Genomic DNA, 12,500 nt, shown 5'->3' on the forward strand with positions numbered 1-12,500 from the left:
TTGGAAAACATCACGGATTTGTGGAATCGCGCGTTAGATGATATGGAGAAAAAAGTAAGTAAGCCAAGCTTTGAAACGTGGCTGAAATCAACGAAGGCATTTTCGCTCCAGCGCGATTTATTAACTGTTACCGCACCAAATGAGTTTGCGCGTGACTGGCTTGAAGGAAATTACACGCAGTTGATCTCCGGTGTTTTAAAAGAAGTGACCGGGGAAGAGCTCCGCATTAAGTTCATTATTCCTCAAAATCAGAATGATGATGATCTTGATTTTGCCACGCCGCCTAAAAAGCCTGTTGTTGATGATGATCAGCAGGAATGGTCTAAGAGCATGCTGAATCCGAAGTATACATTTGATACGTTTGTCATCGGATCCGGTAACCGGTTTGCGCATGCTGCATCACTTGCAGTAGCTGAAGCACCTGCAAAAGCCTATAACCCGCTGTTTATCTATGGGGGCGTTGGACTTGGTAAAACCCACCTGATGCATGCGATCGGTCATTATGTACTTGAGCATAATCCGAATGCAAAGGTTGTTTATTTATCTTCTGAGAAATTTACGAATGAGTTCATTAATTCAATCCGTGACAATAAAGCGGTCGATTTTCGCAACAAATACCGGAATGTAGATGTACTCTTAATAGATGATATTCAATTCCTGGCCGGAAAAGAACAGACGCAAGAGGAATTTTTCCATACTTTTAATACACTGCACGAGGAGAGCAAGCAAATTGTCATCTCCAGTGACCGCCCACCAAAAGAAATTCCAACACTTGAAGACAGGCTGCGCTCCCGTTTTGAGTGGGGACTGATTACAGATATCACGCCGCCTGATCTGGAGACGAGAATTGCCATTTTACGCAAAAAAGCAAAAGCTGAAGGTCTGGATATTCCAAACGAAGCCATGCTTTATATTGCGAATCAGATAGATTCAAATATTCGTGAGCTTGAAGGCGCATTGATCCGGGTCGTTGCCTATTCATCATTAGTGAGCAAAGACATTAATGCGGATCTGACAGCAGAGGCACTGAAGGATATCATGCCGAGCTCGAAGCCTAGGGTGATCACGATTATGGATATTCAAAAAACGGTCGGAGAGCATTTCAGCGTAAAGCTTGAAGACTTTAAAGCGAAGAAAAGAACGAAGACAGTTGCTTTCCCACGCCAAATTGCGATGTATCTCTCAAGGGAACTGACTGATTTCTCTTTACCGAAAATTGGTGAAGAGTTTGGCGGACGGGATCATACAACTGTTATTCATGCGCACGAAAAAATCTCCAGATTGCTTGGAGAAGACGATTCTCTTAAGCATGAAATAAAAGAAATCAAATCTATATTGCAGAAATAAGTGTGGACAACTGTGGATGCCGGGTACATGTCTGAACACATTTTATTCACATGTGGAAAACCTGCACAGCCATTCATTAACAGGCTTATCCACATATCCACAGCACCTACTAGTACTATTACTATTTATTTAAAAAAATAATATATTATATAACTCGCAGCAGAATGCGAAGAGTTGGAGGCTATATCACATGAAATTTCAGATCCAGCGTGATCGACTCGTTGATGGCGTCAATGATGTCATCAAGGCAGTATCATCAAGAACGGCAATTCCGATTTTAAGTGGTATTAAGATTACTGCACACGATGAAGGTATTACTCTGACTGGCAGTGACTCAGATATTTCAATTGAATCCTTTATTCCTAAAGAAGAGGATGGCAAAGAGATCGTTCATGTTGAACAGACTGGCGGGATCGTCCTTCAGGCAAAGTTTTTTGAAAGCATTGTTAAAAAGCTGCCGCTTGATACAGTTGAAATTGAAGTCCATTCACACCTTCAGACTGTGATCCGCTCCGGCAAATCAGAGTTTAACCTGAACGGTCAGGATGTTTCTGAGTATCCAAGACTTCCTGAAATTGAGGAAGACAGTGTACTGAAAATCCCGACAAACCTTTTAAAGACAATGATCAGACAGACTGTTTTTGCAGTGTCCGCCTCAGAAACACGCCCTATCTTGACAGGTGTAAACTGGACGGTTGAAGACGGGATGCTGAACTGTGTTGCAACAGACAGCCACCGCCTGGCAATGCGTAAAGCACCGATCAATGGTGGTAATGGCGAGCCTTATAAAGCAGTGATTCCAGGGAAGAGCTTAAATGAGCTGAATAAGATCCTTGATGATACTGCTGATGAGACTGAGATTGTGATGACTGAAAATCAGGTGCTGTTCCGTGCGAAGCATGTATTATTCTTCTCACGCCTGCTCGAAGGGAACTATCCTGATACGTCACGTCTTGTTCCTTCTGAAAGCAAAACAGAGATGACAATCGGTGGAAAGGATTTCCTTCAGGCGATTGACCGTGCATCTCTTTTAGCAAGAGAGGAAAGAAATAATGTGGTTAAGCTTAACATCAGCGCAGAGGGTGCCGTTCAGATTTCATCTAACACACCTGAGATCGGGAAAGTTGTGGAAGAAGTGCAGAGTGATGCAACGACTGGGGAAGAGCTGACGATTTCGTTCAGTGCGAAATATATGATGGATGCACTGAAGGTACTTGAAGGTGCTGAGACGAATATTCAATTTACGGGTGCGATGAGACCGTTTGTGCTCCGCCCGACTGGTGATGATTCAATTCTGCAGCTGATCACACCTGTGAGAACTTACTAAATAAAGCTTTATAAAGTTGGCTGATAATCGCAGCTTCAGGCGGACGCTTTCCGCGGACGAACGCTCAAGCCTCCTCAGGCAGAAAACCACTGCCTTCCGGGGTCTCTCACGATCGTTTTTTAAGCAGGAGTCGCCGCCTTACGCTACAATCATCAGCTGTGCAAGTAACATAATGGATTTGATTAAGCTGAACAATAATCAAAGCAGCCGGATTCCTCAGGCAGGAGTCCGGTTTTCGCGCTTTTTAAAGCCTGAGGTATCTTTTGTTTTCAGGGGGTATTTGAGGTAAAATAGAAGGATAAGTCAATGTGGAAAGAAGTGATGAAGATGACTGAAAAAATTACGATTCAGACTGAACATATAACGCTTGGTCAATTCCTGAAATTAGCGAATGTGATCCAGAGCGGGGGAATGGCAAAATGGTTCCTTGGAGAGCATGATGTGTTCATTAATGATGAGCAGGATCAGCGCAGAGGACGCAAGCTCCGTGACGGAGATGAGATCTACATCCCGGAAGTAGGCAAGTATCAAGTAAAATCGGAAGGGTAACCAAATGCACATTGAGCAGCTTACGCTTACGCAATACAGGAATTACGATGGGCTGACGTTAAAGTTTGATAACAATGTCAACGTAATCCTCGGAGAAAACGCGCAGGGCAAGACAAACGTCATGGAGTCCATTTATGTCCTGGCGATGGCAAAGTCGCACAGAACGTCAAATGATAAAGATTTAATACAATGGGATGAAGAGTATGCTAAAATAGAAGGTAGAGTGATGAAGCAGCACGGAGCACTTCCTATGGAACTTGTGATTTCCAAAAAAGGGAAGAAAGCAAAAGTCAATCACCTTGAACAATCAAAACTCAGCCGCTATGTCGGCCATATGAATGTAGTCATGTTTGCGCCCGAAGATCTCCACCTTGTAAAGGGGAGCCCTCAAGTAAGGCGTCGTTTTATTGATATGGAGATTGGTCAGGTGTCGGCTGTCTATTTACATGACAGCAGCCTTTACCAGAAGATTCTGCTTCAGCGTAATCACTACCTGAAACAGCTGCAGGCAAGAAAGCAGACAGATCAGACAATGCTTGATGTATTGACTGACCAGTTTGTTGAGATGGCTGCTAAAATTGTCGTGCGCCGTTTTCAATATTTAAAGCTTTTGCAGGAATGGGCAGAACCCATTCATAAAGGGATCTCACGCGGGCTTGAAACACTTGAAGTGGTGTACAAGCCGTCTGTGCAGGTAACAGCGGATCAACAGCTGAAGGAAGTTGAGGCAGTTTTTCGTGAAAAGCTGGAATCAATCCGTCAGCGGGAAATTGATCGCGGCGTTACTTTGGCCGGACCTCACCGTGATGATCTTCAGTTTTTAGTAAACGGTCATGATGTCCAGACATTCGGCTCGCAGGGTCAGCAGCGGACAACCGCGCTTTCAATCAAATTAGCCGAGATTGAATTGATCCATGCGGAGATTGGTGAGTACCCGATTTTGCTTCTGGATGACGTACTCTCGGAACTGGATGATTACAGACAGTCCCATTTATTGAATACGATCCAGGGTAAAGTCCAGACCTTTGTGACAACAACCAGCGTTGAAGGGATTGACCATCAGACACTGAATGAGGCGACGACATTTATCGTCGAGAACGGTGTGATGAAAAAAACTGAAGGGGGCTGACCCTAGATGTATGTGCATATCGGGGAAGACGCAATGGTCAGAATGAATGATATCGTGGCGATCATGGATGTACAGGCAGCAGATGACTCGCTCATTATGGAGCAGTTCATGAAAGATAACGAAAACGGCATCGTTGATCTTTGTCAGTCAGCCTGTAAATCAATTGTCATCACAGATTTCAAAGTTTATTTATCACCATTGTCTTCAGCAACCTTGAAAAAAAGAGCGGAAAAAATGAGCAGGCCCTTAGGCCGTAAGTAATAGAAAGTGCAGGTGAATCGCGTGGCAACTGAAGATACAAACATCCAGGCCTATGATGAGAATCAGATACAGGTACTTGAAGGTCTTGAAGCAGTAAGAAAGCGTCCGGGTATGTATATTGGATCGACTGCTGCAAGAGGACTCCACCACCTGGTGTGGGAAATCGTTGATAATAGTATTGATGAGGCACTAGCAGGCCACTGTGACAAAATTTCAATCAGAATTACAGAAGATAACTGGATCGAAGTTGAAGATAATGGACGTGGAATTCCGGTTGGTAACCATGAAAAAATGGGCCGCCCGGCTGTCGAAGTCATCATGACTGTGCTGCACGCCGGAGGTAAATTCGGTGGTGGCGGATATAAGGTTTCGGGCGGACTTCACGGCGTAGGGGCTTCGGTCGTTAACGCATTATCTGAAGAGCTTCAGGTATATGTACACCGTGATGGCAAAGTCTATAACCAGGTTTACAGACAGGGGGTTCCCCAGTTTGACCTGAAAGTGATTGATGAAACTGACCACACGGGAACCATTACACGCTTTAAAGCGGATCCTGAGATTTTCACTGAAACAACTGAGTATGATTTTGATACGCTTGCAAACCGCGTGAGAGAGCTTGCTTTCTTAAACCGCGGACTTGCACTTGAAATAGAAGATCAGCGCGCGCAGGATGAAGACGGCAATAATATCGTCAAGCATTTTCACTATGAAGGCGGGATTAAGTCATATGTAGAGCACTTAAACCGTTCAAAAGAAGTGATTCATCCGGAGCCTGTATTTATTGAAGGTGAAAAAGACGGCATCTCAATCGAAATCTCCATGCAGTACAACCAGGGCTTTGCAAGTAACATTTATTCTTTTGCCAATAACATCAACACATACGAGGGCGGAACGCATGAATCAGGTTTCAGAACAGCCCTTACACGTGTGATTAATAACTATGCGACGCGAAATAACCTGCTGAAGGATGCTGATGGCAACCTTTCAGGTGAAGATGTGCGTGAAGGTCTGACAGCTATTGTATCAATCAAGCACCCTGATCCTCAATTTGAAGGTCAGACGAAGACAAAGCTTGGTAACTCAGAGGCAAGAACGATTACAGACCAACTGTTCTCAGAGCACTTTACAAAGTTCATGATGGAAAATCCTCAGGTTGCCCGTCAGATCGTTGATAAAGGGTCAATGGCAGCACGTGCCCGCCTTGCAGCGAAAAAAGCACGTGAGCTGACGCGCAGAAAGAGTGCGCTTGAAGTATCGAGTCTGCCTGGTAAGCTTGCTGACTGTTCTTCAAGAGATCCTCATATCAGTGAAATCTACGTGGTTGAGGGTGACTCTGCCGGCGGTTCAGCCAAGCAGGGCCGTGACCGACACTTCCAGGCGATCCTGCCACTGCGCGGGAAGATCATTAACGTTGAAAAAGCGCGTCTGGATAAAATTTTATCGAATAATGAAATCCGTGCCATCATTACGGCACTTGGAACAGGAATCGGCGAGGACTTTGACATTTCAAAAGCCCGTTATCATAAAGTTGTCATCATGACAGATGCCGATGTCGACGGTGCGCACATCCGTACGCTCCTGCTGACATTCCTATACCGCTATATGCGTCCGATCATTGAGGCAGGCTATATCTATATTGCCCAGCCGCCACTTTACAAAATCACGCAGGGTAAAACAATCCGTTATGCCTATACTGAGCGTGAAATGAATCGTGTTCTTTCAGAAATGTCTCCTACACCAAAGCCCGGGCTTCAACGCTATAAGGGTCTTGGAGAGATGAACCCTACTCAACTGTGGGAAACAACAATGGACCCTGAATCACGTACAATGCTTCAGGTCAGTCTTGAAGATGCGATTGAAGCAGACGAAACCTTTGAAATTCTGATGGGTGACAAAGTAGAACCACGAAGAATGTTTATCGAAGAAAACGCTGCCTACGTGAAAAATCTGGACGTATAACTTTTATACATGCGGAGGGATAGGCTGTCCTATCCCTTCTTATAGTTTAGAACAGAGTAATTGCTGGAATAGGAGGTTTTTCTGTTATGGCTGAAACGCCGAGTTCGAATGTTCATGAAATCAATATCAGTCAGGAAATGCGTACCTCATTTATGGATTACGCAATGAGCGTGATCGTGTCACGTGCCCTTCCTGACGTAAGAGACGGCTTAAAACCGGTTCACCGTCGTATCCTGTATGCGATGAATGACCTTGGGATGACGTCTGATAAAGCATATAAAAAATCCGCCCGTATCGTCGGTGAAGTAATCGGTAAGTATCACCCGCACGGTGACTCTGCTGTATATGACACAATGGTGCGTATGGCGCAGGATTTCAGTTATCGTTACATGCTCGTTGACGGCCACGGGAACTTCGGTTCTGTCGATGGTGACGCAGCAGCTGCAATGCGTTATACAGAAGCAAGAATGTCGAAGATTTCTATGGAAATTCTTCGTGATATTAATAAAGATACAATTGATTACCGTGATAACTATGATGGATCTGAGCGTGAGCCGATCGTTTTACCATCACGTTTCCCGAACCTTCTTGTCAACGGTTCAAGCGGTATCGCAGTCGGAATGGCAACAAACATTCCACCGCATCAGCTTGGTGAAGTCATTGATGGTCTGCTTGCATTCAGTGAGCATCCTGAAATCACAATTGGCGACCTGATGGAATATATCCCGGGACCTGATTTCCCGACAGGCGCACTGATTCTTGGCCGCAGCGGTATCCGTCGTGCTTATGAAACAGGACGCGGTTCAGTGGTTCAGCGTGCGAAAGTTGAAATTGAGCAGAAAGCAAATGGACGTGAGACGATTCTTGTTCATGAGCTGCCTTATCAGGTCAACAAAGCGAAGCTGATTGAAAAAATCGCTGAGCTTGTGCGTGATAAGAAAATTGACGGGATTACTGATCTTCGTGATGAGTCTGACCGTAACGGTATGCGTATTGTGATTGAAGTGCGCCGTGATGCAAATGCAAACGTACTTTTAAATAACCTTTATAAGCAGACAGCACTTCAGACAAGCTTTGGTATTAATATGCTCGCACTTGTTGACGGTCATCCGAAGGTATTGAATCTGAAGGAAGCCCTTCATCATTACTTAGAGCATCAGAAAGTCGTGATCCGCCGCAGAACTGAATTTGAACTGCGTAAAGCGGAAGCACGTGCGCATATTTTAGAAGGTCTGCGCATCGCACTTGATCATATTGATGAAATCATTGCCCTGATCCGTGGATCTGAAACGACTGATATTGCCCGTGAAGGACTGATGACTCAGTTCAGTCTGTCTGATAAGCAGGCACAGGCAATTCTTGATATGCGTCTTCAGCGTCTGACTGGACTTGAGCGTGACAAAATTGAGGAAGAATACCAGGGACTTGTTTCATTAATTAAAGACCTGAAAGAAATTCTTGCCAATGAATCGCGCGTGCTTGAAATCATCCGTGAAGAGCTGCTTGAACTGAAAGAACGCTTTAACGATAAGCGCCGTACTGAAATTACAGTCGGCGGAGCGGAAATGATTGAGGATGAAGACCTGATTCCACAGGAGAATCTGATTGTAACCCTTACACATAACGGCTACATTAAGCGTCTTCCTGCTTCAACGTACCGTACACAAAAGCGCGGCGGAAGAGGAATCCAGGGAATGGGTACGAATGACGATGATTTCGTTGAGCACCTGCTGACAACTTCAACTCATGACACCATTCTGTTCTTTACGAATAAAGGAAAAGTGTACCGTACGAAAGGGTACGAAATTCCTGAATACAGCCGTACAGCAAAAGGTTTACCGCTTGTGAACCTGCTTGAAGTGGATAAAGATGAAGTCGTAAACGCAATGATCCGTGTAGAAGAATTTGATGAGAATTCATACTTCTTCTTTACGACAAAGCGTGGTGTATCTAAACGTACACCTGCAACAGACTTCGCTAATATCCGTAACAACGGACTGATCGCAATCAACCTCCGTGATGATGACGAACTAATTTCTGTAAAATATACAGACGGTAACCGTGAAATCATCATTGGTACGAAAAATGGTCTGATGATCCGCTTCCCGGAAACAGATATCAGATCAATGGGTCGTACTGCAGGCGGTGTGCGCGGTATCAGACTGAATGAAGACGATATTGTCGTAGGGATGGAAATTCTCGAAAAAGGTAACGATATTCTCGTTGTTACTGAAAATGGCTACGGCAAACGTACGCCTGAAGACGAATACCGCGTTCAGTCAAGAGGCGGTAAAGGGATCAAAACGTGTAACATCACAGAGAAAAACGGTCGCCTGGTGTCAGTAAAGGCTGTCACAGGTGAAGAAGACATCATGCTGATTACAGCTCATGGTGTACTGATCCGTATGGATGTGTCAGGCGTGTCCCAAACCGGCAGAAGTACGCAGGGTGTGAAGCTGATCCGTCTTGGAGAAGACGAACATGTAGCAACTGTCACACGTATTGAAAAAGAAGAAGAGCTTGATGAAGAACTGGAAGAAATGGAAGGCCATGAAGCAACTGATGCAGAACCGGCCGTTTCTGAAACAGATACTGAAGAATAATTTTTAAGCAGAAAGCAGGAAAAAAACCCCTGCTTTCTTTTTTTTATATGATAAAATGATTAAAAAGAACTAGAAGTCAGGAGGTGTATGTCGGTGAGAGTAAGTGTGTATGACTTAACGGAAGGCTGCCGCATAGCAGAAGATGTAATGGGTCTGACAACAAATCCGATCGTAAAGAAAGGAACTGAAATTTCCAGTATACATATTGAGGCGTTAAAAGCGTTTAATATCCAGCAGGTTGAGGTTTTTTCAAAGCTTACAGACGACAGTAAGGTAGAGGCTGAACCTGTGCGCGAATCAGAGACCGGGACTCCTGCTTTAGCAGAAGAGCCGCCGCTTAAAAAGCAGTATATGGAACTGATCAGCTATTACAACGGGGTTTTCAATGCGTGGCAGTCAGGTGGTAAGCTTGATATTGTTGCACTGAAAAGCAGATTGATGCCGCTGCTGCGCCAGGTCGCCAAAAATAAGAATGTTATCTATCAGCTGCATCGCTGGTCAGAAGCGAAAAACTATATTGCACATCACTCTGTTTCTACAGCGATTATCAGCTATCTGTTAGCTGAAAAAGCGGGCTATGATCAGGGTGGGTGTATTCAGCTGGCCGTTGCAGGGATCTTAACAGATGCGGGTATGGCTAAAATGCCGCTGTCTATTCTGAAAAAATCAGGTGCCCTCACCCAGGAGGAAGCTATTGAAATCCGTAAGCATCCTCTGTACAGCTATCAGTACATTATGGAAAGTCCGTTATTAAAGAATGAAATGAAAGCAGCCATCTTACAGCACCATGAACGTCTGGATGGGAGCGGCTATCCAAAAGGCAGCAGGGGAGATGACATTTCAAAGGCTTCACAGGTGCTTGCACTTGCCGATGTATTCCATGCGATGACTTCAGAACGGCTGTATCGCGCAAAAAAATCACCATTTAAGGCGCTTGAAGTGATCTGGGAGGATGAAATGGGTAAGTTTGATATTGCCCTGTTAAAAGCCCTTCAGGAGATGGTCGGCGGTCTTGCTACAGGTACCCGCGTGATCTTATCTGATGAAAGATCAGCAGAAGTCATCTTCACCCAGCCGCAGTATCTGCTTCGTCCAATGGTTAAAGCAGCCGGCTCAGAGGATATCATTGATCTGGCAAAAGAGAGAAAGCTATACATTGAACAGGTTATTTCTTAATTGAAATAGCCTTTTTTGTATGGTTTTTCTGAAAGATGGCTGATGATCGGGGCTTCAGGCAGATGCTTTCCGTGGCCGGGCGGTGAGCCCACAGGCTTCGCCATGTACGGTCTCACACGTCCCTTCCTGCCACAGGAGTCACCGCCTTACGCCCCGATCATCAGCTGTGGAATTACACTTATGGCCTTTCGTAATAAGATATTAAGAAAGGTTAATCTCTGTTTTTCAAAATATACTCAAACTTTTTTGACTGTGAAGTTATATTTGAAAGCGCAGCCCTCCACGGAAAGGGACTGCGATTAAAAAAGTTTTCATTTCATTTGAACAAATAGCCCGGCTTAAACGTATAACCAATACATACAAGGAAAGGAGGGGCGGTATGAGCAGGGATCGCACGGAGCAGCTAAGTGAATGGCTGCATGAGAATTATTCATTTTTATATGCCTATCTCGTTAAACTGACATTGCACCCGGCTGAAGCAGAAGACCTGGCGCAGGATACAGTGATCCGCTGTATTGAACGCTTCTCACAGTACCGTCCGGAGAAAGCCTCCTTTTCAACGTGGATGATTCAGATCGCAACGAATTTGTGGCTTGATAAAAAACGCAGGAAAAAGCGTGAGCAGGCCTATCTAAACAGGCAGCAGCTTGAATGGCATCTTGGTGATGAGCTGGGTATTGAGGTCGCTGAAGCGCTTCGTACGTTAAAGGATCATCACCGGATCCCTGTCATTTTGAAATATACGTATGGCTACTCTTACGAAGAAATTGCACATATCTGCGGTGTATCAATCGGAACAATCAAATCCAGATTGCATCATGCCATGACAAACTTAAGAAAGGAGCTGGGAGAAGATGAGAAACAAAACGGAAGAAAAGCTGATCAAAGGTCTTCAGGCATTTGACAGGCTGGAAAAATCCCCGCCGTCACGTGAATCCTTTAACCTGATGATCACAGAAATCAGACAGCGCCAGAAAAAAGAACTGATTATATTTTTAATCGCTGCATTACTAATCGTATCAATAACCGTATTAGTGCTGATCAATGAGCCGGTTTTATATGCAGCAGGCCAGCTTCTATTCTTAGTTGTTGCAGGTATTGTCTTATATGTAAGAAAAAGCAGGGTGAAGCAGCATGAATGAAGTCAATCCAATTATTTTAATCCTTCTAGTCTGCCTGTTAATCGCGCAAAGTACGTTTTTATTTACTGATGCCAGAAAAAGGGGCCATGCCAAATGGTTCTGGGGAATCTGGGGCATGATTCAGACACCGATGCCGCTTTTATTTTACCTGCTTTGGTCGCGGGTGTTGAAGTCATATTTACAAAAAAGGAGAGAAGAAAAATGGATGAATTAAACTTTGCCATTATTGCACCACTGGCATTTATTAATATCGTGTTAGCTGTACTCGCATTAGTGGACTTATTTAAACGCCCGGCAGTCAACGGGCCAAAATGGGTCTGGGCACTCATTATTATTTTTATTAACCTGATCGGACCAATTTTGTATTTCGTGTTCGGCAGAAGGGATACGTAAATGATTACAGTAAAAAATCTGACAAAAACATTCGGTTCATTCACAGCGGTCGATCAGCTGTCTTTCAGCCTGACACCCGGCAGAACAACAGCGCTCGTTGGACCAAACGGGGCCGGGAAAACGACTGCGCTTCATATGATCAGCGGTTTATCCACCCCGACTGACGGCAGCATCGAATTTGAAGAACCGGTCGCTGATCAAAGACAGCAAATCGGATTTCTGCCTCAGTATCCTTCTTTTTTTAACTGGATGACTGCAAAGGAATATCTCGTATTAGCAGGGAGGCTTGGAAAGAAATCAAAACAGGAAACGAGCGTAAAAGCAGATGAACTGCTTGAGAGAGTTGGACTTTTAGAACATGCAAGTAAAAAAATCGGCGGGTTTTCAGGTGGAATGAAGCAGCGGCTCGGCATTGCGCAGGCACTCATTCACAGCCCGAAAATCCTGCTGCTTGATGAGCCTGTCTCTGCACTTGATCCTGCAGGAAGAAAAGAAGTCATGACGCTATTGAAAGAACTGAAAAAAGAAATGACCATTCTCTATTCCACGCACGTGCTGCATGATGCCCAGGTGTTATGCGATGACGTACTGATGATGAATAATGGAAAGAAAGT

The 12,500-nt window shown here is 44.6% G+C and carries 13 protein-coding genes (1 of these 13 running past the window's edge); all 13 read left to right on the plus strand.

Annotated features, from left to right (window positions below; translation table 11 throughout):
- Positions 1 to 1,347: a chromosomal replication initiator protein DnaA gene (dnaA, locus tag LG330_RS00005; protein ID WP_404406531.1), complete on the plus strand. Its 1,347-nt coding sequence runs from the start codon at positions 1 to 3 to the stop codon at positions 1,345 to 1,347.
- Positions 1,348 to 1,537: 190 nt separating this feature from the next.
- Positions 1,538 to 2,674 (plus strand): DNA polymerase III subunit beta, encoded by a 1,137-nt coding sequence (gene dnaN, locus LG330_RS00010; protein WP_404406533.1) that lies wholly within the window; start codon positions 1,538 to 1,540, stop codon positions 2,672 to 2,674.
- A 327-nt stretch (positions 2,675 to 3,001) separates the two neighbouring features.
- Positions 3,002 to 3,223, plus strand: coding sequence for a S4 domain-containing protein YaaA (gene yaaA / locus LG330_RS00015; RefSeq protein ID WP_404409675.1), 222 nt, complete (start codon positions 3,002 to 3,004; stop codon positions 3,221 to 3,223).
- 4 nt (positions 3,224 to 3,227) lie between these two features.
- Positions 3,228 to 4,352, plus strand: coding sequence for a DNA replication/repair protein RecF (recF, locus tag LG330_RS00020; protein ID WP_404406535.1), 1,125 nt, complete (start codon positions 3,228 to 3,230; stop codon positions 4,350 to 4,352).
- A gap of 6 nt (positions 4,353 to 4,358) precedes the next feature.
- Positions 4,359 to 4,613, plus strand: coding sequence for an extracellular matrix regulator RemB (remB, locus tag LG330_RS00025; RefSeq protein ID WP_404406537.1), 255 nt, complete (start codon positions 4,359 to 4,361; stop codon positions 4,611 to 4,613).
- Positions 4,614 to 4,634: 21 nt separating this feature from the next.
- The gene (gene gyrB, locus LG330_RS00030) at positions 4,635 to 6,572 is read left to right on the plus strand and encodes a DNA topoisomerase (ATP-hydrolyzing) subunit B (protein ID WP_404406539.1); all 1,938 of its coding nucleotides are present in this window, start codon (positions 4,635 to 4,637) and stop codon (positions 6,570 to 6,572) included.
- An 86-nt stretch (positions 6,573 to 6,658) separates the two neighbouring features.
- Positions 6,659 to 9,175, plus strand: a complete 2,517-nt coding sequence (gyrA, locus tag LG330_RS00035; protein WP_404406541.1) for a DNA gyrase subunit A — start codon at positions 6,659 to 6,661, stop codon at positions 9,173 to 9,175.
- 93 nt (positions 9,176 to 9,268) lie between these two features.
- A complete protein-coding gene (locus LG330_RS00040; RefSeq protein WP_404406543.1) occupies positions 9,269 to 10,351 on the plus strand; it encodes an HD-GYP domain-containing protein in 1,083 nt (360 codons plus the stop codon).
- A 379-nt stretch (positions 10,352 to 10,730) separates the two neighbouring features.
- Positions 10,731 to 11,255, plus strand: coding sequence for a sigma-70 family RNA polymerase sigma factor (locus LG330_RS00045; protein WP_404406545.1), 525 nt, complete (start codon positions 10,731 to 10,733; stop codon positions 11,253 to 11,255).
- Complete coding sequence (locus LG330_RS00050; protein ID WP_404406547.1) at positions 11,206 to 11,493, plus strand: DUF5345 family protein; 288 nt, start codon at positions 11,206 to 11,208, stop codon at positions 11,491 to 11,493. The genes LG330_RS00045 and LG330_RS00050 overlap by 50 nt, the downstream gene beginning before the upstream one ends.
- Positions 11,486 to 11,707: a hypothetical protein gene (locus tag LG330_RS00055; RefSeq protein ID WP_404406549.1), complete on the plus strand. Its 222-nt coding sequence runs from the start codon at positions 11,486 to 11,488 to the stop codon at positions 11,705 to 11,707. The genes LG330_RS00050 and LG330_RS00055 overlap by 8 nt, the downstream gene beginning before the upstream one ends.
- Positions 11,695 to 11,886 (plus strand): PLD nuclease N-terminal domain-containing protein, encoded by a 192-nt coding sequence (locus LG330_RS00060; RefSeq protein ID WP_404406551.1) that lies wholly within the window; start codon positions 11,695 to 11,697, stop codon positions 11,884 to 11,886. The genes LG330_RS00055 and LG330_RS00060 overlap by 13 nt, the downstream gene beginning before the upstream one ends.
- Positions 11,887 to 12,500: the 5' portion of an ABC transporter ATP-binding protein gene (locus LG330_RS00065; protein ID WP_404406553.1), read on the plus strand. It continues 283 nt past the right edge of the window; only the first 614 of its 897 coding nucleotides appear in the window; it begins with the start codon at positions 11,887 to 11,889; the stop codon falls past the right edge of the window.

Source organism: Jeotgalibacillus malaysiensis (assembly GCF_044789845.1).
Taxonomy (GTDB): domain Bacteria; phylum Bacillota; class Bacilli; order Bacillales; family Jeotgalibacillaceae; genus Jeotgalibacillus; species Jeotgalibacillus malaysiensis_A.